Origin of the sequence: Pelomonas candidula (assembly GCF_043555985.1) — a bacterium.
Taxonomy (GTDB): Bacteria; Pseudomonadota; Gammaproteobacteria; order Burkholderiales; family Burkholderiaceae_C; genus Pelomonas; species Pelomonas candidula.
In genome coordinates, this window is record NZ_JBIGIC010000012.1 from 160,366 (window position 1) to 185,034 (window position 24,669).

Genomic DNA, 24,669 nt, shown 5'->3' on the forward strand with positions numbered 1-24,669 from the left:
TTCCTCACGGCCAGCGCGAAAACGCTGCGGGATGATCCCCGGCGATGGATGACACCCGCGTTGCCGCCAGCTACGTGCGCCTGCTCTTCGAGCACATGGCCGCGCTGGGTCGCGCCGACGCGCTGGGCACGCCGCCGGCGCCGACCGAGCCCTTCGTCGCGCTGCGCCGCTGGCAGTCGCTGCTGGAGCGGGCTCGCGAACTGGACCCCGGCCCCCGGGCGACCTTTGCGCTGCGGCTGGCGCGCGGCATCGCGCCACGGCATTTCGGCATCGTCGGTTTCGCGGCGCTGGCCTGCGGCACGCTGGCCGAGGCGCTGCAACGACTGGAACGCCACCACCGCGCGGTCTACGACGTCAACCTTGCCCAGGTGCGCCCATGCGCCGAGGGTCTGTGCATCGAGTGGGGCGTGGAGCGTGGCCGGCCCGGCGCGCTGGTGGACGAAACTGCCATCGCCGCGCTGCTGCAGCTGACGCGTGAGTTCACGGGCCGGCCAGTGCGTGCGCTGGCCGTTGATTTCGTCAACCCACGCCCGGCCGACGTTCGGCCCTACGAGGACTTCTTCGGCGGCACGGTGCGCTTCGGCCGGCCGTGCACGCGCGTCGTGCTCGCCGCCCGCGACCTGGAACTGCCGTTGCGCGGCGCGGACGCGGCCCTGCTCGCGCTGCTGGACGACCAGGCCGAACGGCTGCTGCGCGAGGTGGCGGCCGTAAGCGAGCCCGTGGGCGTGTGGCGCCAGGCGCTGGTGGGCCTGATCCGCAGCGGCCGCACGCAACTCGCCGACCTGGCCCAGGCCCTGCAGATGAGCCCGCGTAGCCTGCAGCGCCGCCTGGCCCAGCAAGGTCACAGCTTCCAGACGCTGCTGGGCCAGACGCGCCAACAGCTGGCCGAGGCCTGGCTGCGCGACGCCAGCGTCGAGCTGGCCGAGGTGGCCCTGCTGCTCGGCTACTCCGAACAGAGCGCCTTCACGCGCGCCTTCCGGCAATGGACCGGGCAGGCGCCGCTGCAATGGCGCCGGGAGCATGGCTGATGAAGCCGGCGCCCGCCAGCGTCGTCCTCGACGGCGCCCCGAACCATGGCCGCTACAGCGGCCGCCTCGATCGCTTCGACTGGTCACCGCTGCGCCCCCGCCCGGGTTGGCTGTGGCGGCGGCTGCACCACAAGCGCTGGCACTACGTGGGTCTGGGGGACGACACGGTCTTCATCGGCGTGGCCATCGTCGACGTCGGCTGGGCCGCCAGCGCCTTCGCCTACCTGTTCGACCGCCGCCGCCGAGCGCTGCTGGCGGACTGGAGCCAGGACGGCCTGCCCGGCCTGCAGGCCCGCGTGGGCGACGCGCCGCTGGCCGGCGCGCATGCCTGGTTCCGCGGCCCTGGCGCGGGGCTGTCGCTGCGCCACGAAGCCGACGACCGGCTGCGGCTGAGCGTCGCCACGCGGGCCTTGCGCGTCGAGGCCGAACTGGCGCTGGCCGGCATGGCGCCGCCGCTGCTGGCCATCGGCCCCGTCGACGGCGGCCTGGCCCACGCGACGCAGAAGACCACCGCCCTGCCCGTCCGCGGCTGGGCCGAAGCGGGCGGCCGGCGCTTCACGCTGGACGCCGCCTGGGCCGCTGTCGACGCGTCCAACGGCCTGCTGGCCCGCGACACCGCCTGGCGCTGGGCCAGCGCCCACCGGCCGGACGTCGGCTTCAACCTGCAGCAGGGCTACTTCGGCGATCAGGAGAACCTGCTGTGGCTGGACGGCCGGCCCATCGCGCTGGGCGCCGCGCGCTTCGACTTCGACGCCGCCCGGCCGCTCGCGCCCTGGCGCGTACACACCGACGACGGCCTGCTGGACCTCGTCTTCACGCCCGAAGGCGCACGGGCGGCCGACAAGAACCTCGGCTTCGCCGCCAGCCGTTACATCCAGCCGGTGGGCAACTTCGCCGGCACCGTCCGGGCCGGGCCCGGGGCCCCGCCCCGCGCCGTCGCGGGTCTTTCCGGCGTGACCGAGGACCATCGCTCCCGATGGTGACCTATGCCACAGGCCGTCGCAGTTACAGCAGCCGGCGAGCCCTGCAGGCCCTAAAGTGCCCATGACTGCAGCTGCCGATACCTCTGCGTGCACTTCGACCTGAGTAAACCCAATCTGCTGATGGGCGGCATCGTGCTGACGCTGGCCGCCCTGGCCGGACTCGAGCTGGCGCCGCAGCGCACGCTGGAGCTGACGGCGCCCGGTGCCGTCGGCAACCTCTACCTGTCGACGCCCGGCGAGACGCCCGGCCAGGCGCCCGTGCAGTGGGTGGATGCCGAGCACCTGCGCTGGCGCTGCCATTACACCGCCGCTGCGAACTACCAGCCCTGCGGCCTGACCTTCTCGCTGACCGGCGACGACCCCGCGCACGGCATGGACCTCAGCCGCTTCGACACGCTGGAGATGGACCTGGCCTACAAGGGGCCGGCGCACTTCGTGCGTGTGGCCGTGCGCAACTTCGACCCACGCTTCTCGAGGCTGGACGACGGCAACAGCTCGCGCATCCACTCTGTCAACCTGCGGCCTCGCGACATCGCCCGGCCCGTGACGCTGGACCTCAGCGAGCTGACGGTGCCCGAGTGGTGGATACAGCAGTTCGACCTGCCCCGCGAGTACAACCGCCCCAGCCTGGAGAACGCCACGGCGCTGTCCATCGACCTGCCCTCCGACCTGACGGGCCAGGAGCACGAACTGCAGCTGCGCCGCCTCGTGCTCAAGGGCGAGTGGGTCAGCCGTGACCGCGTCTACCTGGCCATCCTGTGCGCCTGGCTGCTGGGCGCGAGCCTGATGGTGCTGCGCGGCTGGAAGCAGCTGAGCCAGAGCAACACCCGCCAGCAGCGCGAGATCGACGCGCTGACGGCCCGCACCCGCCAGCTGCGCGTCGAGCAGGACAAGTTGCGCCGCCTGGCCACCATCGACGAGCTGACCGGCGTGCTCAACCGCCGCGGCCTGGAGCAGGCGCTGGACGACTTCGAGGAAGCCGCCCAGGGCATGACGCTGGTGATGCTGGACATCGACCACTTCAAGCACGTCAACGACCGCCACGGCCACGACTGCGGCGACGAGGTGCTCAAGCGTGTCACCGCCGTCGTTGCGGCCAACCTGCGCGCCAGCGACGTGTTCGGCCGCCTGGGCGGCGAAGAGTTCCTCATCGCCTGCCAGGGCACCCGCGTGCGCGACGCTGCACGGTTGGCCGAAAAGCTGCGCGAGCGCGTGCAGCAGAGCGAGATCAACAGCTCGGCCGGCCGCATCACCGTGACGGCCAGCTTCGGGGTCGCGCTGGCACCGCCCGGCGCGCCGGCCGCCGGGGCGCTCAAGCGCGCCGACGAGGCGCTCTACCGCGCCAAGGAAGCCGGCCGCAACCGCGTGGAGACGGACAAGTCGCTGGTCAGCGACTCGCCAACGACTGTTTGAGCCCCTCGCCCGAGGGGATGGCGATGCTCACGGCATTGAGCCGCGAACATCGCCAGGCCGGCCGGCGCCGCGGCCCGGAACGCAGCAATCAGTGCACGACCCGCCCGAACGAGAAGTAGCCGCCGTCCACGTCCACCGGGATCACGTCCTTCGGGCCGAACTTGCCCTCCAGGATGAGCTTGGACAACGGGTTCTCCACACGCTGCTGGATGGCCCGCTTCAGCGGACGCGCGCCGAACACCGGGTCGAAGCCGACCTTGGCGATCTCGTCCAGCGCAGCATCGGACACGTCCAGCTTCATCTCCAGCTTGTCCAGCCGCGCCTCGAGCTGGCGCAACTGGATCTTGGCGATGGACTTGATGTGCTCGGCACCCAGCGCGTGGAAGATGACGGTCTCGTCGATGCGGTTCAGGAACTCGGGCCGGAAGTGGCTCTTGACCTCGCCCCACACCGCCTCGCGGATGACCTCGTCCTTCTCGCCCGACAGCGCCATGATGTGCTGCGAGCCGAGGTTGGACGTCATGACGATGACGGTGTTCTTGAAGTCCACGGTGCGGCCCTGGCCGTCGGTCAGGCGGCCATCGTCCAGCACCTGCAGCAGCACGTTGAACACGTCCGGGTGCGCCTTTTCAACCTCGTCGAGCAGCAGCACCGAGTAGGGCTTGCGCCGCACGGCTTCGGTCAGCGTGCCGCCTTCCTCGTAGCCGACGTAGCCCGGAGGCGCGCCGATGAGGCGGCTCACCGAGTGCTTCTCCATGAACTCGCTCATGTCGATGCGCACCATGTGGTCTTCGCTGTCGAACAGGAAGCCCGCCAGCGCCTTGCACAGCTCGGTCTTGCCGACGCCCGTGGGGCCGAGGAACAGGAAGGAGCCGAGCGGCCGGTTCGGGTCAGACAGGCCGGCGCGCGACCGGCGGATGGCGTCGGACACGGCCTGGATGGCCTCGTCCTGGCCCACGACACGGTCGTGCAGCTTGGCTTCCATCTGCAGCAGCTTCTCGCGTTCGCCCTGCATCAGCTTGGACACGGGGATGCCCGTGGCGCGCGCAACGACCTCGGCGATCTCCTCGGCGCCGACCAGCGTGCGCAGCAGGCGCGGCTTGTCCGAGCCCTTGGCACCGGCCTCCTTGTCCTGCGCGGCCTTGAGCTGCTTCTCCAGCTCCGGCAACTGGCCGTACTGAAGTTCGGCGACCTTGTTGAAGTCACCCTTGCGCTTGAGTTCCTCGATCTGCTGGCGGATGCGGTCGATCTGCTCCTTCACCTGCGCCGAGCCCTGGGCCTGCGCCTTCTCGGCGGTCCAGATCTCTTCCAGGTCCTCGTACTCGCGCTGCAGCTTCTGCAGTTCGTCCTCGATGAGGGCGAAGCGCTTCAGCGAACCCTCGTCCTTCTCCTTGCGCACGGCCTCGCGCTCGATCTTGAGCTGGATCATGCGGCGGTCGAGCCGGTCCATCGCCTCGGGCTTGGAGTCGATCTCGATCTTGATCTTGGCGGCAGCTTCGTCGATGAGGTCGATGGCCTTGTCGGGCAGGAAGCGGTCGGTGATGTAGCGGTGGCTCAGCTCGGCCGCGGCGACGATGGCCGGGTCGGTGATCTCCACGCCGTGGTGCACCTCGTACTTCTCCTGCAGGCCGCGCAGGATGGCGATGGTGGCCTCCACGCTCGGCTCGTCGACCAGCACCTTCTGGAAGCGACGCTCCAGCGCAGCGTCCTTCTCGACGTACTTGCGGTATTCGTCCAGCGTCGTCGCGCCGATGCAGTGCAGTTCACCGCGCGCGAGCGCCGGCTTGAGCATGTTGCCGGCGTCGATGGCGCCTTCGGCCTTGCCGGCGCCCACCATGGTGTGGATCTCGTCGATGAACAGGATGGTCTGGCCCTCGTCCTGAGCGACCTCCTTCAGCACGCCCTTGAGCCGCTCCTCGAAGTCGCCGCGGTACTTGGCGCCGGCCAGCAGCAAGGCCATGTCCAGCACCAGCACGCGCTTGTTGCGCAGGCTGTCCGGCACCTCGCCGTTGACGATGCGCTGCGCCAGGCCTTCGACGATGGCCGTCTTGCCGACGCCCGGCTCGCCGATCAGCACCGGGTTGTTCTTGCTGCGGCGCTGCAGCACCTGGATGGCACGACGGATCTCTTCGTCACGGCCGATGACCGGGTCCAGCTTGCCCAGCCGGGCGCGCTCGGTCAGGTCCAGCGTGTACTTCTTCAGCGCCTCGCGCTGGCCTTCGGCCTCGGCCGAATCGACGTTCTGGCCACCACGCACCGCCTCGATGGCGGCTTCCAGCGCCTTGCGCGTGAGGCCATGGCCGCGCACGACGCCAGCCAGGTCTGTCTTGGCGTCGGCCAGCGAGAGCAGGAACATCTCGCTGGCGATGAACTGGTCGCCACGCTTGGTGGCCTCCTTTTCCGCCGCCTGCAGCAGCGCGACGAGGTCGCGGCCCGCCTGCACGGTCTGTCCGGCGCCGCTGACCTGCGGCAAGCCGGCCATCAGGCTGTCCAGCGCGGCCTTCAGCGCGGGCGCCTTTACGCCGGCGCGCTCCAGCAGCGCACGCGGACCTTCGTCCTGCGCCAGCATCGCTGAGAGGACATGGACGGGCTCGATGTAGGGGTTGTCGCGGCCCAGCGCCAGGCTCTGGGCGTCGCTCAGGGCTTCTTGAAAACGGGTGGTGAACTTGTCGGCACGCATGGGATGAATCCTCCAGTTGCGAAGCCAAGTGGGCGCCCTTCAGCGCTTTTCAAGTTGACTCAAATCAAGGCCTGCACGAGTCGCATGCCCGCCCAGGCGGCGAAAAGCGATCCGGCCACATGCGCCAGCGTGTGGGCCAGCGCCATGCCCAGCTGGCCGGTCTTCAGCAGCGCCAGCGACTCGCCGGAGAAGGCCGAGAACGTCGTCAGGCCGCCCAGGAAGCCAGTCACCAGCAGCAGCTTCAGCACCTCGTTCGGCTGCCGGCCGAACCACTCCAGCGCGACGCCGATCAGGAAGCCGCCGACGAGGTTGACCAGCAGTGTCCCCAGCGGGAAACCTGCCCAGCGCGTGTTGAACATCAGGCCGGCCTGCCAGCGCGTCAAGGCGCCCAGCGCGGCACCGATCGAAACGGCAACGGCGTTCACGAGGCATTTCCCCCGGCGATGCCCCAGCGCGCCAGCGCCTCGTCGTCCGCCACGCGGGCGTCCACCCAGTGGGCGCCGTCCGGCGTGTGTTCCTTCTTCCAGAACGGTGCCTGGGTCTTCAAGTAGTCCATCAGGAATTCGCAGGCCTGGAAGGCCTGTCCACGGTGAGCGCTGGTGACCAGCACGAGAACGATCTGGTCGCGGGCCTGCAACTGGCCGACGCGGTGGATGACCTTGGCGGCGCGGATGTCGAAGCGGGCGAACGCCGCGTCCACCATCGCCTCGATGGCCGCCTCGGTCATGCCCGGGTAATGCTCCAGCTCCATCCCGCTGACGGCCTGGCCGCTGCTGTGCTCGCGCACGGTGCCGACGAAGGCGACGACGGCGCCGACGCCGCCATCCTCACTTCGCAGGGCATGGGTCTCATGGCCGACATCGAAATCCTCGGCCTGGATGCAAACTCGTGGCATGGCACAGATTCTCGCCGGGCCGTCCGGTGAGATTCACCTGTTTGACACAGGCCGCCTCCAGCCGCAGGCCGATACTCCTTACAACGTTCTCTTCACCGCATTCGGGAAACGACATGGCCCTGATGGATTTCATCAAGAAACAGTTCATCGACATCATCCAGTGGACGGAGGATGGCGACGGCACGCTAGCCTGGCGCTTCCCGATGCGCGACATGGAAATCCAGAACGGCGGCCAGCTCGTCGTGCGTGAATCGCAGGTCGCCGTCTTCGTCAACGAAGGCCAGATCGCCGACGTCTTCGCCCCGGGCACGCACCGCCTGACGACGCAGACGCTCCCCATCCTGACCTACCTGAAGAACTGGGACAAGCTGTTCGAGTCGCCCTTCAAGAGCGACGTCTACTTCTTCAGCACCCGCCAGCAGATCGACCAGCGCTGGGGCACCAGCCAGCCCATCTCCATCCGCGACAAGGACTTCGGCGCCGTGCGGCTGCGCGCCTTCGGCAACTACGCCTACCGCATCCAGGACGCCAAGGCCTTCCACACGCAAATCTCCGGCACGCGCGAGCGCTACACGGTCGCCGACCTCGAAGGCCAACTGCGCGGCCTGATGCTGCAACACATCAGCGACGCCGTCGCCGGCAGCGGCACGCCGTTCCTGGACCTGGCCGCCAACCAGATCGAGTTCGCCAACGCGCTGAAGAATGCCACCTCGCCCGCCTTCGCGGCGCTGGGGCTGGAGCTGCTGTCAGTGACCATGCAGAACGTCTCGCTGCCCGAGGAACTGCAGAAGATCCTCGACCAGCGCATCGGCATGGGCATCATCGGCCAGAACATGGGCCAGTTCATGCAGTACCAGACGGCGCAGGCCATCCCCGAGCTCGCCAAGGGCGCTGGCTCCGGCAGCGGCATCGCCGGCGAGGCCGTGGGCCTGGGCGCTGGCGTGGCGCTGGGCCAGACACTCGCGCAGACGCTGGGCCAGGGGCTGGCCGGCGTCGGCGCCGCCGCCCCCGCGCCGGCCGCCAGCAAGCCCGACGACATCGTCGCGCTGCTGGAAAAGCTCGGCGACCTCAAGGCCAAGGGCATCCTGACCGACGAGGAATTCGCCGCGAAGAAGGCCGATCTCCTCAAGAAACTTGGCTGATCAGGCCTCAGGCGCGCAGCGCCGCTGGCGCGCCGCCTGCCCCAACTGCGGCGCCCCGGTCGAGTTCGCCAGCGCCGCGTCGGCCAGCGCCGTCTGCGGCTTCTGCCGCAGCACCCTCTTGCGCGATGGCGACACGCTGGAGCGCATCGGCCAGAGCGCCGAGATCTTCGAGGACTACTCGCCGCTGCAGCTCGGTTCGACCGGCCGCTGGATGGGCAGCGGCTTCGCCGTCGTCGGCCGCGTACAGCGCGGCTCGGAGCTGGGCAACTGGAATGAGTGGCATCTGCTGTTCGACGCCGGCGACAAGCCTCGGGTCGCCTGGCTCAGCGAAGACAACGGCCAGTTCGTCCTCAGCCTGGAAGCCCCGCTCGCCGAAGCGCCGCCGCTGAACCTGCAGCCGGGCCTGCCGCTCACGCTGGCCGGCCAGCGCTGGCAGGTCGCCGCCGTCGTCGACGCCGCCGTGCGTGCCGCCGAAGGCGAGCTGCCGCGCGTGCCACGCACCGGCCGCGTCGTCGAGCTGCGCAACCCGCAGGACGAGGTCGGCTCGCTGGAGTTCCGCGAGGACGGGCCACCGGTCTGGTCCGTCGGCCGCGGCGTGCAGCTGGCCGACCTGGCGCTGCAAGGCCTGCGCACGACGGCCGAGGGCGAGTCCATCGCCGAGGCGAAGTTCGTCGGCCGCAGCATCGCCTGCCCCAGCTGCGGCGCACCGCTGGAACCCAAGCTGTCGCAGAGCAGGAGCATGGTCTGCGCGCAGTGCCAGGCCGTCGTCGACCTGCCCTCCGGCGATGCCAAGGCGCTGGGCTTCACGCCACAGCCGCAAGGCCTGCCGCCACTGATCCCGCTGGGCCGCACCGGCACGCTGGCCCTGGCCGGTGGCAAGCCCGAGAGCTGGACCGTCGTCGGCTACCAGGAGCGCTGCGACATTCCGGAGGACGCCGAGGACGAACAGAGCTTCTGGCGCGAGTACCTGCTCTACAACCGGCTGGCCGGCTTCGCCTTCCTCGTCGACACGCGCGAGGGCTGGAGTCTCGTGCGCACGCTGACCGGCGCTCCCGGACAAGGCCGCGGCGGCGTCAGCTGGCAGGGCCGCAACTACGCGCAGCGCTGGGTCTACGGCGCCAAGACGACCCATGTGCTCGGCGAGTTCTACTGGCCCGTGCGGCTGGAGGACCGCGTCCAGGTCACCGACTTCGCCAGCCCCGACGGCCAGTACCTGCTGAGCCGCGAGCAGCAGGGGCCCGAGGTCACCTGGAGCGCCGGCCAGACGCTGCCCGCCACCGCGGTGCAGAAGGCCTTCGGCCTGTCCGCGCCGGCGGCGCAGTTCGCGCGCGACGCCTCCGCCTTCAAGAGCAGTGGCGGCACGTTGCTGCGCAACATCATCATCGGCATCTTCCTCGTCGTGCTGCTGTTCGCGCTGCTGCGTGCCTGCTCCAGCGACGACTGCCAGCGGTACAAGGACAGCTTTGGCGAAAACAGCACCGAGTACCAGCAATGCCGCGCCAGCGCACGAAGCGGCGGCTACTACGGCAGCGGCAATTCCGGCGGCAGCTACGGCGGCTACAGCAGCGGTGGCGGCGGCCACAAATAAGGAGCACTGACCATGACCCTCGATTGGCTCAAACCCGACATCGTCTTCGGCTCGATCCTCTACGCCATCATCGGCGTCGTCGTCTTCTGGGTCTCTTTCGTCATCGTCGACAAGATCACGCCCTACAAGCTGTGGGAAGAACTCGTCGAGCACAAGAACGTCGCGCTGGCCATCGTCGTTGGCGCGATGTGCATCTCCATCGGCAACATCGTCGCCGCGGCGATCCATGGCTGAGCACGGGCGGCTGTGTGCCGTCGCCGTGCTTTGCCTTGCCTCGCTGGCCGGGGGCAGCCGCGCGGCCCCACCGGATGGGGACGGGGCGGCAGCAGAAGCCCGGCTGCTCGCGTCGCTCGGTGGCTCGGCCACACGCCAGGGGCCGCGGCTGCAGCTGCGGGCCGCGAACGGCCAGGTCGTCACGTTCGACAGCAACCACCCGGACGCCAACCACGAAGCGCAGGTCGAGGACTACCGCCTCACCGGCGTGACGCCGGACGGGAAGTTCTTCACCGTGTACGGCCTCTTCTATGAAACCGAGACCACCTACTGGGTGTCGCGCGCGACCGGCGCGAAGACGGAGGTCCATGCCGAGCCGGCGGTCTCGCCCGACGGGCGCTACGCGGTAACGGCCCTCGCCCGCGAGGCATTCGGCCCCGAGGGCGTGTTCATCTGGGAAATTGCCGGTGACCAGCTCGTCCAACGCGCGCGCCTCAGGCACGCAGACTACGGCCTGTTCACCTTCAAGCGATGGACGGGCAAGGACACGGCCGAACTCGCGCTGTACAGCCACTCCTTCCTGAACTTCTGCCCGGGCGCCACCGGCACGACAGCCACCGTCCGCCTGATGCATGACCGTCGCGGCTGGACACTGAGCGAGCCGGCCAGCGCCCGCGACGTCCGCTGCGAATGACCACGCCATGAGCCATGACTTCGCCGCCCTGACCGCCAACGCCCACGAAGACTGGACGCTGTTCGCCGTCCGCTTCCACGACAAGCCCGGCGCCAGCGAGCTGCGCCGCCAGCTGCTGCAGGCCCATCTCGAATGGGTGGCGGCGCACCAGGACGTGGTGCGAGTCGCCGGCTCGCTGCGAGAGTCGCCCGACGCCACGCCCGTGGGTGCGCTGTGGGTGATGCGCGCGCCGGACAAGGCCGCCGTTGAGGCCCTGATCGCCACCGACCCCTTCACCACCGGCGGCCTGCGCGCCGGCTGGGACATCTTCTACTGGAGCAAAGCCCTGCCCCAGCCCGTCTCCTTCTAGCGTGACCACCGCCGACACCTCGAACACCAAGCACGGCCCCAACCTGGCCGAGCTGCTGCTGCTCGCCAGCGTCTTCGTCATCGCCGCCTGCGGCCTGGTCTACGAGCTGGCGGCCGGTGCGCTCGCCAGCTACCTGCTGGGCGACTCGGTGCTGCAGTTCTCCACCGTCATCGGCGTCTACCTGTTCGCGATGGGGCTGGGCTCCTGGCTGTCGCGCTTCGTCGACCGTCAGCTCGTCGGCGTGTTCCTGCAGGTGGAGCTGCTGGTGGGCGTCATCGGCGGGCTGATGCCGGCGGCGCTGTTCGCCGTGCACAGCCTGCTGCCGCCAGGTGAGGCCGCGCCGTTCCGCGTGCTGCTGTACGCCCTCGTGATGCTGGTCGGCACGCTGGTGGGGCTGGAGATCCCGCTGGTCATGCGCATCCTCAAGCGCCACTTCAGCGCGCGCTACGGGCTGAAGGACCTGGTCTCGCAGGTGCTGACCTTCGACTACCTCGGCGCGCTGCTCGTGGCGCTGGCCTTTCCGCTGCTGCTGGTGCCGCAGCTGGGCCTGGTGCGCACGGGCATCGCCTTCGGGTTGCTGAACGTGGGCGTGGCCGTTTGGGCACTGTGGCTGTTCCGCGCCGAGCTGCGCGCCCGCGCTTCGCTGACGGCAGCCTGCGCGCTGTCGGCCCTGCTGCTGTTCGCCGCACTGCTGGGCGCCGAGCAGCTGACGACCTGGGCCGAGGACCGCTTCTACGGCGAGCACATCATCTTCAAGGAGAGCAGCGCCTACCAGCGCATCGTCGTCACCGACGGCCGTGCCGGCACGCGGCTGTTCCTGAACGGCAACCTGCAGTTCCATTCCAAGGACGAATACCGGTACCACGAGGCGCTCGTGCAGCCGGCGATGGCCGCGCACGGGGCCCCGAAGCGCGTGCTGGTGCTGGGCGGCGGCGACGGCATGGCGGTGCGGGAGATCCTGAAGTACGCCAGCGTCGAGCATGTCACCCTCGTCGAGCTCGACCCCCACATGACCACGCTGTTCCGCGACACGCCCAAGCTGGCCGCGCTGAACGGCCACTCGCTGTCGAGTCCGAAGCTGACCATCGTCAACGCCGATGCCTTCGGCTGGCTGGAGCAGCAGCAGGACAGCTTCGACGTCATCGTCGTCGACTTTCCCGACCCGTCCAACTTCGCGCTCGGCAAGCTCTACACGGCCAGCTTCTACGAACTGGTGGACCAGCATCTGAGCGCGGGCGGCTACGCCGTCGTGCAGACCACATCGCCGCTGATCGCGCGACGCAGCTTCTGGACGGTCGTCACGACCATCGAGGCCACCGGGCTGACGACGACGCCCTACCACGCCCATGTGCCGAGCTTCGGCGAATGGGGTTTCGTGCTGGCGTCGCACCGGCCCTTCCGGCTGCCGACACAGTTTCCGCCGGGCCTGCGCTTCGTCAGCCCGCAAAGCCTGCCGGCGCTGCTGGACTTCCCGCCCGACATGGCCCGCGTGCCCACCGAGGTGAACCGCCTGTCCAACCAGGTGCTGGTGCAGGAGTTCGAGGCCGAGTGGGGCAAGGTGCATTGAAGCGCCGCAGTGTCCTGCTCGCTGGCCTGGCCGCCGCCGGCTGCACGCCCGACACCCCCGCACTGCAAGGCGGCTGGGTCGGCACGCACCCGGAACGCGGCCACCGGTTGCGCGGCGAGTTGCCCCGCGCCGACGGGCCGCTGCGCCAGGCCGATGTCGTCATCGTCGGCGCGGGCATCGCCGGCCTGGCCTGCGCGCGGGCCCTGAGCCAGCGCGGCGTGACCGACATCGCGCTGCTGGACCTCGAAGACCAGGCGGGCGGCAACAGCCGCGGCCATGTCGTGGCCGGCGCGCCCTGCCCGCTGGGTGCCCACTACCTGCCGCTGCCCGGCCCGGACGCGCGCGAGGTCTCACAGTTGCTGGCCGAGCTGGGCCTGTCGCGCCAGGTGCTGGGCCGCACCGAGTGGGACGAGCGCCACCTGTGCCACAGCCCGCAGGAGCGCCTCTTCATCGACGGCGAATGGCGCGAAGGCCTGCTGCCGATGCCCGAGTCACCGGCTGCGCGAGAGCAGTACCAGCGCTTCTCGGCCCTCGTCTCGCAGGCCCAGCGCGACCTCGGCTTCGCGATGCCCACGCGTCGCGCGCGCTGGAAGCCAGGCCACGCGGCGCTGGACGCGCAGACGTTTGCCCGGTGGCTGGACGCCAACGCGCTGACCGACACCCGGCTGCGCTGGTACCTCGACTACTGCTGCCGCGACGACTTCGGCGCTGGCGCGGCCACCGTGTCCGCCTGGGCCGGCCTGCACTACTTCGCCAGCCGCCACGGCTTCCACGCGCCGGGCGACGAAGCCGGCGAGCGCGAGCCGGTGCTCACTTGGCCCGATGGCAACGGCTGGCTCTCGGCCCGCCTCGCCACGCCGCTGCGCGACCGCGTGCATCTCGGGCGCGTCGTGCTGCGCGTGACGGAGCAGAAGCACGGCATCGAACTGCTGGCCTGGAACGAAGCGACCGGCGCGCCCGAACGCTGGCAGGCCCGCGCCGTCGTCATGGCCACGCCGCTGTTCATCGCCTCACGGCTGCTGGCCACGCCGCCCGACGCGCTGCGCCAGGCCGCAGCCCGATTCAGCTACGCGCCGTGGCTGACGGCCAACCTCGCGCTGCGCGAGCCGCTGCTGGTGCGCCCCGGCGCGCCCCTGGCCTGGGACAACGTGCGCTACGGCACCACGGCGCTTGGCTACGTGGACGCGCGCCACCAGTCGCTGGACCCGACACCGCGCCCGCCGCTGCTGACGGCCTACCTCGCGCTGCCCACCTCGCAGCGGAGCGAGTTGTTGAAGCAACCCTGGCAGCACTGGGCCCAGGTCGTCACCGACGAACTGGCGCAGACGCACCCGGACCTGCCGGGCAAGGTCGAACGCGCCGACCTCTGCCGCTTCGGCCACGCGATGAGCATCCCGGTGCCCGGCTTGCGCGGCTCGGCGGCGCTGGCTGCGCTGAACGAGGCCCGGGGCCGCGTCGTCTTCGCGCACGCCGACCTGGGCAGCTACTCGGTGTTCGAGGAGGCCTACACGGCGGGCGTGGAGGCGGCGGCACGGTTGAGGCTCTGACGGCTGACCACCGTCGGCGCGAACGCCGCGATCAACGCCGCCATCAACGTCTCGGCCTTGGCGCTGTTGTCCGCCCCGTAGTTGCAGACGTAGACATCCAGCGTCACGCCGCCCAGTTCGGGCCAGGTGTGGATGGCCAGGTGGGATTCCGCCAGCAGCACGACGCCGGTGATGCCGCTCTGCTCGTCATCGGGCGAGAAGCGATGGAATAGCTCCGCAACGCCCGTGAGGCCCGAGGCCTTGACGGCGCTGCGGCACAGCGCGGCGAGCGCGTCGGGGTCTCGCATCGGCGCCAGCGCGGGGTCGACACCGCGCAGGTCTGCCGTCAGGTGCAGGCCGTCCAACGCGTCTAGCCGCCCGTCACGGGTGGGAAGAACGCCAGTTCATCGCCATCCGCCAGCGCCGCGGTCTCCGCGCACATCTTCTGGTTCAACGCCGAACGAACGGCGCGGCCGGGCGCCAGCGCTTCGGCATGGACACCGCCGCGCGAGCGCAGCGCCTCGCGGGCAGCAGCGACGGTGCTGCCGTCAGGCAGGGCCAGCGTATCGCCCTCGCCCAGCTTCTCTCGCAGCGACGCAAAGAACTTCAATCGCACGGTGACCGTCATGCCAGCAGCTCCACGAACGGGATGAAGCGCACCGCGTCGCCCTTGGCGAACGCCTGGCCGGCCGGGTTGTCCAGCAGGCCGTCGGCCCAGAAGGCCGAGGTCAGCACGCCGCTGCTCTGGTTGCCGAACAGCGCAAGCCCGCTGTCCTCGTCCAGCCGCACGCGCAGGAACTCGCGGCGCTTGTCGGGCTTGGGCCAGTCGAAGCCGGCCGGGATGCGGTAGCCGCGCGGCGCCAGGCGCGTGGCACCCTGCAGCTTCAGCAGCGCCGGGCGCACGAGCATCAGGAAGGTCACGAGGCTGGACACCGGGTTGCCGGGCAGGCCAATGAAGTGGGCGTCGCCCACCTTGCCGTACGCGAACGGCTTGCCGGGCTTGATCGCAATGGCCCACAGGTCGAGCCGGCCCTCGGCCTGCACGGCCGGGCGCAGGTGGTCTTCCTCACCGACGGACACACCGCCGGAGGTCAGGATGACGTCGGCCTTGGACGCCGCTTCGCGCAGCGCGGCGCGGGTCGCATCGAGCTTGTCCGGCACGATGCCGAGGTCAATGACCTCGCACCCCAGGCCTTCGAGCAGCGCGCGCAGCGTGAAGCGGTTGGAGTTGTAGATGGCGCCGGGCGGCAGCGGCTCGCCGGGCATGACGAGCTCGTCGCCCGTCGAGAACAGCGCGACGCGCGGGCGGCGCGTGACGGTGAGCCGTGCGGCGCCGGCCGTGGCCGCGAGGCCCAGCGACACGGCATCCAGCCGCGTGCCGGCCGGCAGCACGACCGAGCCGGTGCGCACGTCCTCACCACGGCGGCGGACATGCTGGCCCGCCTTGATGGCTTCGGTCACACGCAGCCGGCCGTCGACCAGCTCGGTGAACTCCTGCATGACGACCGTATCTGCGCCTGGCGGCACCTGGGCGCCGGTGAAGATGCGCGCGGCCTCGCCCGCAGGCAGCGGCGCCGGCACGCTGCCGGCGGGGATGCGCTGCGTGACCGGCAACGACGACTGCGCATCGGCAAAGCGCAGCGCGTAGCCGTCCATCGCCGAGTTGTCCTCGGGCGGCACGTCCACCGGCGACACGAGGTCCGCGGCCAGCACACGGCCGCGCGCGTCGGCGGTCGCGACCGTCTCGGTGCCGGTCAGCGGCGCGATCTGCGCAAGCAGCGCCGCCAGCGCATCGTCCAGCGGCAGCAAAGGCTTGCGCGGCGCGTCAGACATGGGCGTGGATGTAGGCCTTCACCTGGGCGACGTCGGCCGGCATGACCTTGACGCGCTTGGGCAGGTCCTCGATGCCTTCCAGCCCGGCGGGCCGCGGCGGCTCGATGCCCAGCGCCTCGTGGATGGTGGCGGCGAACTTGGCCGGCAACGCCGTCTCCAGCACCAGCATGGTCGTGCCCGGCTCGTGCTTCTCCAGCGCCACCTTGAGGCCGTCGGCCGTGTGCGGGTCGATGACGATGCCGTGCTCGGCGTGGCAGCGGCGAATGGTCGCGATGCGGTCGGCGTGCGTACTGCGGCCGGAGCTGAAGCCGAAGCCCGCTATTGATCCATGCTCGCCAGCACTCAGCTCGAAGTTCGGCGCCGTGAACAGCTGCTTCACGCGCGCGCCGTCGCGGCCCAGCAGGTCGAACACGAAGCGCTCGAAGTTGCTGGCCTTGGAGATGTCCATCGACGGGCTGGACGTCTCGTGCGTATCGGCCGTGCCGCGCGGGCGGTAGTTGCCGGTGCGGAAGAACTCGTCCAGCACGTCGTTCTCGTTGGTCGCGACGACAAGCCTGGCGATGGGCAGCCCCATCTGGCGTGCGACGTGGCCGGCGCAGACGTTGCCGAAATTGCCCGATGGCACCGTGAAGCTGACCTTCTGGTCATTCGTCTTCGTCGCCTGGAAGTAGCCGGCGAAGTAGTAGACGACCTGCGCCAACAGCCTCGCCCAGTTGATGCTGTTCACCGTGCCGATGCGGTGCTCACGCTTGAAGGCCAGGTCGTTGGACACGGCCTTGACGATGTCCTGCGCGTCGTCGAACACGCCTTGCACGGCGATGTTGTGGATGTTGGCGTCCTGCAGGCTGAACATCTGCGCCTGCTGGAACGGGCTCATGCGGCCTTCGGGGCTGAGCATGAAGACGCGCACGCCCTTCTTGCCGCGCATCGCGTACTCGGCGGCGCTGCCGGTATCGCCGGACGTGGCGCCCAGGATGTTCAACGTCTCGCCGCGACGGCCCAGTTCGTACTCGAACAGTGCGCCGAGCAACTGCATCGCCATGTCCTTGAAGGCCAGCGTCGGGCCGTTGGACAGGCCTTCCAGCGCGATGCCCTCGCCCAGCCAGGTCAGCGGCGTGATCTGCTCGGTGCCAAACACCTCGGCCGTGTAGACGCGGCGCGTGATGGCGCGCAGGTCGTCGGCGGGGATGTCGTCGATGTAGAGCGACAGGATCTCGAACGCGAGGTCGGCGTAGGCCAGGCCGCGCCAGCGGGTCAGCGTGGCGGCGTCGATCTTGGGATAGGCCTTGGGCAGGTAAAGGCCGCCATCGGGCGCCAGGCCTTCGAGCAGGATGTCGGAGAAGCCGCGCTCGGTCTGGTCGCCTCGGGTGCTGATGTATTTCATGGCAGTCCGATGTATTTAGGCCAGCTCTTCCTTGCGGATACGCACGATGGGCGCGAGCACGGTGGGCAGGCCCTGCATCTTGGCCAGCGCCTCGTTCATGCGACCTTCGGCCGTGTCGTGCGTCAGGATGATGAGGTCGGTCTGGCGCTCGCCCTCGGCGGACTCGCGCTGCAGCACGGCGTCGATGGAGATGTCGTGCTCGGCCAGGATGGTCGTGATGCGCGACAGCACACCGGCCTGGTCGGCGACGACGAGGCGCAGGTAGAAGGCGGTGTGCACGTCGGCCATCGGCAGCACCGGCGTGTCGCTCATCGCGTCCGGCTGGAAGGCCAGGTGGGGCACGCGGTGATCAGGGTCGGCCGTGGCCAGGCGGGTCACGTCCACCAGGTCGGCGACGACGGCCGAGGCGGTCGGCTCGGCGCCGGCACCCTTGCCGTAGTACAGCGTCGTGCCGACGGCGTCGGCCTGCACGACGACGGCATTCATCGCGCCTTCGACGTTGGCGATGAGGCGGCTGGACGGGATGAGCGTCGGGTGCACGCGCAGCTCGATGCCGTTCTCGCGACGACGCGTGATGCCCAGCAGCTTGATGCGATAGCCGAGCTGCTCGGCGTACTTGATGTCGGTGGCCTGCAGGCTGGAGATGCCCTCCACGTGGGCCTTGTCGAACTGCACCGGCACGCCAAAGGCGATGGCGCTCATCAGCGTCAGCTTGTGGGCGGCGTCCACGCCTTCGATGTCGAAGGTCGGGTCGCTCTCGGCATAGCCCAGGCGCTGGGCTTCCTTCAGCACGGTGCCGAAGTCCAGGCCCTTGCCGCGCATCTCCGACAGGATGAAGTTCGTCGTGCCGTTGATGATGCCGGCGATCCACTCGATGCGGTTGGCCGTCAGGCCTTCACGCAGCGCCTTGATGATGGGGATGCCGCCGGCCACGGCCGCCTCGAAGGCGACGGTGACGCCCTTCTCGCGGGCCGCCGCGAAGATCTCGCTGCCATGCAGCGCCAGCAGCGCCTTGTTGGCCGTGACGACGTGCTTGCCGTTGGCAATGGCCTGCAGCACCAGCGTGCGCGCCGGCTCGATGCCGCCGATCAACTCGACGACGATGTCGATGGCCGGGTTGTTGACGAGCTGCTGCGCGTCGCCCGTGCAGGGCACGCCGTCGCCCACGATGGCCTGGTAGGCCTTGGCGCGTTCGGCGTTGCGGGCGGCCACCATCGCGATCTCGATGCCCCGGCCGGCGCGGCCACGAATCTCGGTCTGGTTGCGCTGCAGGACGTTGAAGGTGCCGGCACCGACGGTGCCGAGGCCGATCAGGCCGACTTGGATGGGCTTCATCTGCAGAACTCTCAGATCAGGAGGAATGACGGCGGCGATAACCCGCCAGGAAACGTTCGATGCGGCCGATGGCCTCGCGCAGGTCGTCCACGTTGGGCAGGAAGACGAGGCGGAAGTGGTCGTGCTCGGGCCAGTTGAAGCCGGTGCCCTGGACGATCAGCACCTTCTCGTCGGCCAGCAGCTCGTAGGCGAACTGCTGATCGTCGGCGATGGGGTACATCTTCGGGTCCAGGCGCGGGAACATGTACAGCGCGGCCTTCGGCTTGACGACGCTGACACCGGGGATCTGCGTCAGCAGCTCGTAGGCCAGGTCGCGCTGGCGGCACAGGCGGCCGGTGGGCGCGACGAGGTCGTCGATGCTCTGGTAGCCGCCCAGCGCCGTCTGGATCGCCAGTTGACCCGGCGTGTTGGAGCACAGACGCAGCGAGGCCAGCATGTTCAGGCCCTCGATGTAGTCGCGGGCGTGGCGCTTCTCGCCGCTGACGACCATCCAGCCGGCGCGGTAGCCGCAGCTGCGGTAGTTCTTGGACAGGCCGTTGAAGGTGATGAACAGCACGTCATCGGCCAGCGACGCCATGGCGGTGTGCGTGTTGCCGTCGTACAGCGTCTTGTCGTAGATCTCGTCGGCGAAGACGACGAGCTGGTGCTTGCGGGCCAGCTCGATGATGCCCAGCAGCAGGTCGTTGGGGTACAGCGCGCCGGTCGGGTTGTTCGGGTTGCAGACCATGATGCCGCGGGTGCGCGGGCTGATCTTGCTTTCGATGTCCGCCAGGTCGGGCAGCCAGCCGGCGCCTTCGTCGCAGAGGTAGTGCACCGGACGGCCGCCCGACAGGCCCACGACGGCGGTGTAGAGCGGGAAATCGGGCGCCGGGATCAGGATCTCGTCGCCGTCGTTGACCAGCGCGTTGATCGACATCTGGATCAGCTCGGACGCGCCGTTGCCGAGGTAGACGTCGTCCACCGTTACGCCCTTAACGCCCTTCTGCTGCATGTAATGCACGACCGCCTTGCGCGGCGCGAACAGGCCTTTGCTGTCGGTGTAGCCACCGGCATCGCCGAGGTTGCGGATCATGTCCTGCACGATCTCGTCCGGCGGCGTCAGGCCGAACACGGCGGTGTTGCCGATGTTCAGCTTGATGATCTTCTGGCCCTCTTCCTCCATCTGCCGTGCCTTGTCCAGCACCGGGCCGCGGATGTCATAGCTGACGCTGGCGAGCTTGCTGGACTTGGCGATGGGTTTCAAAGGGGCTCCGGAAGCGGCGTTTACCGCAGTACAGGGGAACCCCGAAGTTTAAGGGGCCGGACATGGGTAATACCGTTCTGGGCGACACTCGCGGCCCGGCCATCCCGCCCCGTTTTCGATGAAGTTCCAGCTCGACGAGCCGCAAGGCGGCAACAGCATCTCGCGCCACGACACCCAGGGCGTCTGGGTCAACGGCCAGCCGCACACGGCCAGCGTGCTCGTGCCGTGGAAGGGCGAAGTCGTCGCCTGGACGCCTTCGCGCTTCGAGGAACTTCAGCCCGCGCATTTCGAAGCAATCAAGGCTCTCAACCCCGAGCTTGTCGTCTTCGGCAGCGGCGCAAAGCTGCGTTTCCCGAGCCCGGCACTTTGGCGCGGGCTGGTCGAGGCGCGCATCGGCTTCGAGGTCATGGACATCGCCGCCGCCTGCCGCACCTACAACGTGCTGGCCAGCGAAGGCCGCAACGTCTTGGCAGCATTGCTGATCGAGGGATGAGGTCCGGCGCCTGGTCGTAGGACGAGGCCTTATAATCACGGGCTATTGCTTGCGGGCGCCCGCGTTGATTGCTTCAGTGAAAAGCTTCACGGGGCAATCACGAACCGGGGACCCCGTGAGCCCAACTTGCCGCACCCCCCAATGACGCCTGCGCTCAACAAACCCCTGCCGGAAATTGAGGCTCAAGCCACCGGCGGCGTGAAGTTCACTGGCAACGCCTTCCTGGGCAAGTCGGTCGTGCTGTACTTCTACCCGAAGGACAACACGCCGGGTTGTACCACCGAAGCGATGCAATTCCGCGATCGCCACAAGGACTTCGTGAAGGCCGGTGCCGTCGTGTTCGGCGTGTCGCGCGACAACATGGCCTCGCACGACAAGTTCAAGCAGGCGCTGGAACTGCCGTTCGAGCTGATCGCCGACACGGAAGAAAAGCTCTGCCACATGTTCGGCGTGGTCAAGAACAAGATCATGTACGGCAAGAAGGTCAAGGGCATCGAGCGCTCGACCTTCCTGATCAGCCCGACCGGCATCCTGGTGGGCGAGTGGCGCGGCATCAAGGTCGCCGGGCACGTCGACGAGGTGCTGAAGGCTGTCAAAGGCCTGAAGAAGGAAGCCGCCTGACGCGCGTTGCAAGCTGACATCGCGGGCTACCGCGGGATGTGCATAATCGACCCATGCCCCGGGCCGCATCCATGTCTCAGATTAAAAAGCCGCACTCATCCTGTGCGGCTTTTTGCTTTCTGGAGCCGGGATCGCGTGGGGTTCACTTCCCGTCGACACGCCGTACATGCCACTGCCTAAGCCTCCTGCACAACGCGCCAGCCGCCTCGATGCCACTGCTTACTCGGCCACTCTGACCCCCAGCAAACCGCGGGCTGCAGCGCCCGCCATCGCGCACGTCGCCGCGCCCGCCCTGGCGCCCGCGACACCCGCGCAGGCACCGACAGCCGAAGTGCTGCGCCTCCCCACCCCCGCCTCCAGCCCGGCCGCCGCCAAACCGGCCGGCAACGCCCCGGCTGCCGCGAAGACGGCCAAGGCCACCGCGCCCAAACGCACGCGCAAACCAGCCGGCGCGGCCAAGCTGTTCGTGCTCGACACCAATGTGCTGATGCACGACCCGATGTCGCTGTTCCGCTTCGAGGAGCACGACGTCTACCTGCCGATGATCACGCTCGAGGAGCTGGACGGCCACAAGAAGGGCATGACCGAGGTCGCCCGCAACGTGCGCCAGGTCAGCCGCGAACTGGACCAGCTCGCCGCCAGCCTCAAATCCAGCTCCATCGAAGAAATGGCCAAGGGCCTGTCGCTGGCCGGCACCGGCCACCGCGAGGCCGAGGGCAAGCTGTTCTTCCAGACCCAGCTGATCGACACGCCGCTGCCGCAGGGCCTGCCGCAAGGCAAGGCCGACAACCAGATCCTCGGCGTCGTCCAGGCGCTGAAGGGCCTGCATCCGGGCCGCGAGGTCGTGCTGGTGTCCAAGGACATCAACATGCGCATCAAGGCCCGCGCCTTGGGCCTGCCGGCGGAGGACTACCGCAACGACAAGACGCTGGAAGACTCCGACCTGCTCTACACCGGTGTCCAGGCGCTGCCGGCGGACTTCTGGGATCGCCATGGCAAGACCATGGAGAGCTGGCAGCAGGGCGGCACGACCTTCTACCGCATCAGCGGCCCGCTGGTGCCGACGCTGCTGATCAACGAGCTCGTCTACCTGGAGGCGCCCGGCACCACGCCGCTGTATGCCAAGGTCACCGAAATCACCGGCAAGACCGCCGTGCTGCGCACGCTGAAGGACTACGGCAACCAGAAGCACGCCGTGTGGGGCGTCACGTCGCGCAACCGCGAGCAGAACTTCGCACTCAACCTGCTGATGGACCCGGAGTGCGACTTCATCACGCTGACCGGCACCGCCGGCACTGGCAAGACGCTGATGACGCTGGCAGCTGCACTGGCCCAGGTGTTCGATGACCGCCGCTACAGCGAGATCATCGTGACCCGCGTGACCGTGCCGGTCGGCGAGGATATCGGCTTCCTGCCCGGCACCGAGGAAGAAAAGATGGGCCCCTGGATGGGCGCCCTCGACGACAACCTCGAAGTGCTGGCCAAGGGCGGCTCGTCCGCCGGCGAGTGGGGCCGCGCCGCGACCCAGGACCTGGTGCGCAGCAAGATCAAGATCAAGAGCCTGAACTTCATGCGCGGGCGCACGTTCCTGAACAAGTTCGTCATCATCGACGAGGCCCAGAACCTGACGCCCAAGCAGATGAAGACGCTGATCACCCGCGCCGGCCCCGGCACCAAGATCGTCTGCCTGGGCAACCTCGCCCAGATCGACACGCCCTACCTGACCGAAGGCAGCTCGGGCCTGACGTTTGCAGTGGATCGCTTCAAGGGCTGGGCCCACAGCGGCCACGTGACGCTGGCCCGCGGCGAGCGTTCGCGGCTGGCGGACTTCGCCTCCGAGGTGCTCTGAAACGGGAGATTGCCATGGCCTTGATCTCGCGCCGCCGACTGATCCAGATCGCGCCGCTGCTGGGCGCCGGGCTCGCCTCCGCCCAGTCCCAGCCGCTGCTGCAGGAAGACGACGACGAGGCCAAGGCCACGGACTACCACGCGGACGCGAGCAAGGTCGACAAGGCCAAATCACCCAAGTACGCGCCGGGGCAGACCTGCGCCAACTGCAGCCTCTATGCGCCCGACGGCGACAAGCCCTCGGGCGGCTGCGCCCTCTTCTACGGCAAGGACGTGCTGGCCAAGGGCTGGTGCAATGCCTGGGCGAAGAAGGCCTAGCGCCCCAGCAGGCCGCCCAGGATCCCCACGATGTCGCCCAGGCCGCCGGCACCGCCCTGCGGCAGCTGGCCGTGCGGCGTCAACTGGTCGACGATCTGCGGCAGCAACTGGCTGAGCTGCTCGCCCGCCTCGGCGTGCGACACGCCGGCCTGCTGGGCCAGTTGCCCCAGCAGCCCACCCGCGCCGCCCAGCGCACTGCCGAGCTGGCTGCCCGACACGGGCAGATTGGCGCCGGTCGAGATCCAGCTCTGAACCTGCTCACCCAGCCCCCCGGCCTGCAACTGCTGCAACAGCCCGGCCAAGCCGCCATGGGCGGAGCCGTTGGCCAGCAGGCCGGCAATCAGCGTCGTCCAATCGGCCTGGCCCCCTTGCTGATTACCCAAAGCCTGAGTGGCGGCGCCAAGCACGTTGTCCAGAAGTCCCATCACTTGTCTCCGGTGAAATGACCTGCTGGCAGTCTAGGCAAAAAGCCGTGACAGCAATAAATGAGAGCGCTATCAATCACAATGCGCCGACCACTTCATTCCGCACCACCATGATCTACCGTCCCCTCGGCCGCACCGGCTGGAACGTCTCTGCAATCGGCTTCGGCGCCTGGGCCATCGGCGGCACCTGGGGTGACACCGACGACACGGCCGCGCTGGCTTCGCTGCACCGCGCGCTCGACCGCGGCGTGAACTTCTTCGACACCGCCGACGTCTACGGTGACGGCCACAGCGAGCGCCTGCTGGCTCGCCTGCGCAAGGAGCGCCCGAACGATCCGTTCCACGTCGCGACCAAGGCCGGCCGCCGCCTGAACCCGCACGTGGCCGACGGCTACCGCGACCTGCGGCCCTTCATCGAGCGCAGCCTGCAGAACCTCGGCACCGACGCCATCGAGCTGCTGCAGCTGCACTGCCCGCCCAGCGCCGTCTACACGATGCCCGAGGTGTTCGGCGCGCTGGACGACCTCGTCAAGGCCGGCAAGCTGCGCCACTACGGCGTCAGCGTCGAGCGCATTGATGAAGCGCTGGCAGCGATCAAGTTCCCCGGCGTGCAGTCGGTGCAGATCATCTTCAACCTGTTCCGCCAGCGTCCTGCGGAAGCCTTCCTGCCCGCCGCGCAGGCGGCCCGGGTCGGCGTGCTGGCGCGGCTGCCGCTGTCCAGCGGCATGCTCAGCGGCAAGTTCACGCGCGACAGCAAGTTCAGCGCCGACGATCACCGCGCCTTCAATCGCCAGGGGGAGGCCTTCGACAAGGGAGAAACCTTCTCCGGTGTCGACTACGAGCAGGGCCTGGCCGCCATCGAGGAACTGCGCGGCCTGCTGCCTGAAGGCGTGAGCATGGCCCGGCTCGCGTTGCGCTGGATCTTGATGCACGAGGCCGTCACCACCGCCATCCCCGGCGGGCGCACGCCGGCGCAAGTGGACGAGAACGTCAGCGCCGCCGACCTCGCCGCGCTGCCCGCGCCGCTGATGGACGCGCTGGCCGACCTCTACAAGCGCCGCATCGCGCCGCAGGTGCACGCCCTCTGGTGA

Annotated in this window: 25 protein-coding genes; 15 read left to right on the top strand and 10 right to left on the bottom strand. The window is 69.1% G+C overall.

Annotated elements, in window-relative coordinates:
- The first annotated feature begins 44 nt into the window (after positions 1-44).
- The 3 genes from ACG04R_RS21805 (at position 45) to ACG04R_RS21815 (ending at position 3,424) form a co-directional block, all read left to right on the top strand.
- Positions 45-1,028: an AraC family transcriptional regulator gene (locus tag ACG04R_RS21805; protein ID WP_394415731.1), complete on the top strand. Its 984-nt coding sequence runs from the start codon at positions 45-47 to the stop codon at positions 1,026-1,028.
- Positions 1,028-2,011, top strand: a complete 984-nt coding sequence (locus ACG04R_RS21810) for a DUF2804 domain-containing protein (RefSeq protein ID WP_394415732.1) — start codon at positions 1,028-1,030, stop codon at positions 2,009-2,011. The genes ACG04R_RS21805 and ACG04R_RS21810 overlap by 1 nt, the downstream gene beginning before the upstream one ends.
- Positions 2,012-2,098: 87 nt before the next feature.
- On the top strand, positions 2,099-3,424 hold the full coding sequence (locus ACG04R_RS21815; protein ID WP_394415733.1) for a GGDEF domain-containing protein: 1,326 nt from the start codon (positions 2,099-2,101) through the stop codon (positions 3,422-3,424).
- A gap of 88 nt (positions 3,425-3,512) precedes the next feature.
- On the opposite strand, the gene clpB is transcribed toward ACG04R_RS21815, so the two are convergent.
- Genes clpB through ACG04R_RS21830 form a run of 3 tightly spaced genes read right to left on the bottom strand, consistent with a single transcriptional unit; the run spans position 3,513 to position 6,999 of the window.
- Complete coding sequence (clpB, locus tag ACG04R_RS21820) at positions 3,513-6,104, bottom strand: ATP-dependent chaperone ClpB (protein WP_394415734.1); 2,592 nt, start codon at positions 6,102-6,104, stop codon at positions 3,513-3,515.
- Positions 6,105-6,163: 59 nt separating this feature from the next.
- On the bottom strand, positions 6,164-6,529 hold the full coding sequence (gene crcB, locus ACG04R_RS21825; RefSeq protein WP_394415735.1) for a fluoride efflux transporter CrcB: 366 nt from the start codon (positions 6,527-6,529) through the stop codon (positions 6,164-6,166).
- Entirely contained in the window at positions 6,526-6,999 is a 474-nt protein-coding gene (locus tag ACG04R_RS21830) for a molybdenum cofactor biosynthesis protein MoaE (RefSeq protein ID WP_394415736.1), read from the bottom strand. Before ACG04R_RS21830 ends, crcB begins: the two co-directional genes overlap by 4 nt.
- 113 nt (positions 7,000-7,112) lie before the next feature.
- Between ACG04R_RS21830 and ACG04R_RS21835 the strand changes: the two genes are divergently transcribed.
- From ACG04R_RS21835 to ACG04R_RS21865, 7 genes are read left to right on the top strand one after another with little or no spacing between them, the layout of a single operon-like run.
- Entirely contained in the window at positions 7,113-8,141 is a 1,029-nt protein-coding gene (locus ACG04R_RS21835) for an SPFH domain-containing protein (protein ID WP_394415737.1), read from the top strand.
- A complete protein-coding gene (locus ACG04R_RS21840) occupies positions 8,134-9,729 on the top strand; it encodes a DUF4178 domain-containing protein (RefSeq protein WP_394415738.1) in 1,596 nt (531 codons plus the stop codon). The genes ACG04R_RS21835 and ACG04R_RS21840 overlap by 8 nt, the downstream gene beginning before the upstream one ends.
- Before the next feature lie 12 nt (positions 9,730-9,741).
- Positions 9,742-9,963 (top strand): DUF350 domain-containing protein, encoded by a 222-nt coding sequence (locus tag ACG04R_RS21845; protein ID WP_394415739.1) that lies wholly within the window; start codon positions 9,742-9,744, stop codon positions 9,961-9,963.
- Entirely contained in the window at positions 9,956-10,636 is a 681-nt protein-coding gene (locus ACG04R_RS21850; protein WP_394415740.1) for a hypothetical protein, read from the top strand. The genes ACG04R_RS21845 and ACG04R_RS21850 overlap by 8 nt, the downstream gene beginning before the upstream one ends.
- A 7-nt stretch (positions 10,637-10,643) precedes the next feature.
- Positions 10,644-10,985: a YciI family protein gene (locus tag ACG04R_RS21855; protein WP_394415741.1), complete on the top strand. Its 342-nt coding sequence runs from the start codon at positions 10,644-10,646 to the stop codon at positions 10,983-10,985.
- Position 10,986: 1 nt separating this feature from the next.
- Entirely contained in the window at positions 10,987-12,552 is a 1,566-nt protein-coding gene (locus tag ACG04R_RS21860) for a polyamine aminopropyltransferase (protein ID WP_394415742.1), read from the top strand.
- Positions 12,549-14,099 carry a flavin monoamine oxidase family protein gene (locus ACG04R_RS21865; protein WP_394415743.1) on the top strand — a complete coding sequence of 517 codons (1,551 nt, stop codon included), beginning with the start codon at positions 12,549-12,551 and terminating at the stop codon, positions 14,097-14,099. The genes ACG04R_RS21860 and ACG04R_RS21865 overlap by 4 nt, the downstream gene beginning before the upstream one ends.
- On the opposite strand, the gene speD is transcribed toward ACG04R_RS21865, so the two are convergent.
- Genes speD through ACG04R_RS21895 form a run of 6 tightly spaced genes read right to left on the bottom strand, consistent with a single transcriptional unit; the run spans position 14,057 to position 19,873 of the window.
- Positions 14,057-14,443, bottom strand: a complete 387-nt coding sequence (gene speD / locus ACG04R_RS21870; protein ID WP_394415744.1) for an adenosylmethionine decarboxylase — start codon at positions 14,441-14,443, stop codon at positions 14,057-14,059. The two genes, ACG04R_RS21865 and speD, sit on opposite strands and share 43 nt — an antisense overlap.
- 5 nt (positions 14,444-14,448) lie before the next feature.
- Complete coding sequence (locus ACG04R_RS21875) at positions 14,449-14,706, bottom strand: MoaD/ThiS family protein (RefSeq protein WP_394415745.1); 258 nt, start codon at positions 14,704-14,706, stop codon at positions 14,449-14,451.
- Positions 14,703-15,911 (bottom strand): molybdopterin molybdotransferase MoeA, encoded by a 1,209-nt coding sequence (locus ACG04R_RS21880; RefSeq protein WP_394415746.1) that lies wholly within the window; start codon positions 15,909-15,911, stop codon positions 14,703-14,705. Before ACG04R_RS21880 ends, ACG04R_RS21875 begins: the two co-directional genes overlap by 4 nt.
- Positions 15,904-17,295, bottom strand: a complete 1,392-nt coding sequence (gene thrC, locus ACG04R_RS21885) for a threonine synthase (protein ID WP_394415747.1) — start codon at positions 17,293-17,295, stop codon at positions 15,904-15,906. The genes ACG04R_RS21880 and thrC overlap by 8 nt, the downstream gene beginning before the upstream one ends.
- A gap of 15 nt (positions 17,296-17,310) precedes the next feature.
- Positions 17,311-18,630, bottom strand: coding sequence for a homoserine dehydrogenase (locus tag ACG04R_RS21890; RefSeq protein ID WP_394415748.1), 1,320 nt, complete (start codon positions 18,628-18,630; stop codon positions 17,311-17,313).
- A 16-nt stretch (positions 18,631-18,646) separates the two neighbouring features.
- Positions 18,647-19,873 carry a pyridoxal phosphate-dependent aminotransferase gene (locus ACG04R_RS21895; protein ID WP_394415749.1) on the bottom strand — a complete coding sequence of 409 codons (1,227 nt, stop codon included), beginning with the start codon at positions 19,871-19,873 and terminating at the stop codon, positions 18,647-18,649.
- Positions 19,874-19,991: 118 nt separating this feature from the next.
- On the opposite strand from ACG04R_RS21895, the gene ACG04R_RS21900 reads away from it, so the two are divergent.
- The 4 genes from ACG04R_RS21900 to ACG04R_RS21915 all read left to right on the top strand — a co-directional run bounded on the left by ACG04R_RS21900 (position 19,992) and on the right by ACG04R_RS21915 (position 23,153).
- Positions 19,992-20,366 carry an Mth938-like domain-containing protein gene (locus tag ACG04R_RS21900; RefSeq protein ID WP_394415750.1) on the top strand — a complete coding sequence of 125 codons (375 nt, stop codon included), beginning with the start codon at positions 19,992-19,994 and terminating at the stop codon, positions 20,364-20,366.
- Positions 20,367-20,507: 141 nt separating this feature from the next.
- A complete protein-coding gene (locus ACG04R_RS21905; RefSeq protein ID WP_310324952.1) occupies positions 20,508-20,987 on the top strand; it encodes a peroxiredoxin in 480 nt (159 codons plus the stop codon).
- A 166-nt stretch (positions 20,988-21,153) separates the two neighbouring features.
- The gene (locus tag ACG04R_RS21910; RefSeq protein WP_394415751.1) at positions 21,154-22,836 is read left to right on the top strand and encodes a PhoH family protein; all 1,683 of its coding nucleotides are present in this window, start codon (positions 21,154-21,156) and stop codon (positions 22,834-22,836) included.
- 14 nt (positions 22,837-22,850) lie between these two features.
- Entirely contained in the window at positions 22,851-23,153 is a 303-nt protein-coding gene (locus ACG04R_RS21915; protein ID WP_394415752.1) for a high-potential iron-sulfur protein, read from the top strand.
- On the opposite strand, the gene ACG04R_RS21920 is transcribed toward ACG04R_RS21915, so the two are convergent.
- Positions 23,150-23,578: a YidB family protein gene (locus tag ACG04R_RS21920; RefSeq protein WP_394415753.1), complete on the bottom strand. Its 429-nt coding sequence runs from the start codon at positions 23,576-23,578 to the stop codon at positions 23,150-23,152. The two genes, ACG04R_RS21915 and ACG04R_RS21920, sit on opposite strands and share 4 nt — an antisense overlap.
- Positions 23,579-23,688: 110 nt before the next feature.
- Between ACG04R_RS21920 and ACG04R_RS21925 the strand changes: the two genes are divergently transcribed.
- Positions 23,689-24,669, top strand: coding sequence for an aldo/keto reductase (locus ACG04R_RS21925; RefSeq protein WP_394415754.1), 981 nt, complete (start codon positions 23,689-23,691; stop codon positions 24,667-24,669).

What these genes read in the sequence shown, in the direction of transcription:
- ACG04R_RS21855 (WP_394415741.1), top strand. Translation starts at nt 10,644, where the DNA reads ATGAGCCATGACTTCGCCGCCCTGACCGCCAACGCCCACGAAGACTGG.
- ACG04R_RS21875 (WP_394415745.1), bottom strand. Translation starts at nt 14,706, where the DNA reads ATGACGGTCACCGTGCGATTGAAGTTCTTTGCGTCGCTGCGAGAGAAG.
- thrC (WP_394415747.1), bottom strand. Translation starts at nt 17,295, where the DNA reads ATGAAATACATCAGCACCCGAGGCGACCAGACCGAGCGCGGCTTCTCC.
- clpB (WP_394415734.1), bottom strand. Translation starts at nt 6,104, where the DNA reads ATGCGTGCCGACAAGTTCACCACCCGTTTTCAAGAAGCCCTGAGCGAC.
- ACG04R_RS21880 (WP_394415746.1), bottom strand. Translation starts at nt 15,911, where the DNA reads ATGTCTGACGCGCCGCGCAAGCCTTTGCTGCCGCTGGACGATGCGCTG.
- ACG04R_RS21890 (WP_394415748.1), bottom strand. Translation starts at nt 18,630, where the DNA reads ATGAAGCCCATCCAAGTCGGCCTGATCGGCCTCGGCACCGTCGGTGCC.
- ACG04R_RS21845 (WP_394415739.1), top strand. Translation starts at nt 9,742, where the DNA reads ATGACCCTCGATTGGCTCAAACCCGACATCGTCTTCGGCTCGATCCTC.
- ACG04R_RS21830 (WP_394415736.1), bottom strand. Translation starts at nt 6,999, where the DNA reads ATGCCACGAGTTTGCATCCAGGCCGAGGATTTCGATGTCGGCCATGAG.
- ACG04R_RS21915 (WP_394415752.1), top strand. Translation starts at nt 22,851, where the DNA reads ATGGCCTTGATCTCGCGCCGCCGACTGATCCAGATCGCGCCGCTGCTG.
- ACG04R_RS21905 (WP_310324952.1), top strand. Translation starts at nt 20,508, where the DNA reads ATGACGCCTGCGCTCAACAAACCCCTGCCGGAAATTGAGGCTCAAGCC.
- ACG04R_RS21900 (WP_394415750.1), top strand. Translation starts at nt 19,992, where the DNA reads ATGAAGTTCCAGCTCGACGAGCCGCAAGGCGGCAACAGCATCTCGCGC.
- ACG04R_RS21805 (WP_394415731.1), top strand. Translation starts at nt 45, where the DNA reads ATGGATGACACCCGCGTTGCCGCCAGCTACGTGCGCCTGCTCTTCGAG.
- ACG04R_RS21925 (WP_394415754.1), top strand. Translation starts at nt 23,689, where the DNA reads ATGATCTACCGTCCCCTCGGCCGCACCGGCTGGAACGTCTCTGCAATC.
- ACG04R_RS21850 (WP_394415740.1), top strand. Translation starts at nt 9,956, where the DNA reads ATGGCTGAGCACGGGCGGCTGTGTGCCGTCGCCGTGCTTTGCCTTGCC.
- ACG04R_RS21810 (WP_394415732.1), top strand. Translation starts at nt 1,028, where the DNA reads ATGAAGCCGGCGCCCGCCAGCGTCGTCCTCGACGGCGCCCCGAACCAT.
- ACG04R_RS21920 (WP_394415753.1), bottom strand. Translation starts at nt 23,578, where the DNA reads ATGGGACTTCTGGACAACGTGCTTGGCGCCGCCACTCAGGCTTTGGGT.
- ACG04R_RS21835 (WP_394415737.1), top strand. Translation starts at nt 7,113, where the DNA reads ATGGCCCTGATGGATTTCATCAAGAAACAGTTCATCGACATCATCCAG.
- ACG04R_RS21910 (WP_394415751.1), top strand. Translation starts at nt 21,154, where the DNA reads ATGCCACTGCCTAAGCCTCCTGCACAACGCGCCAGCCGCCTCGATGCC.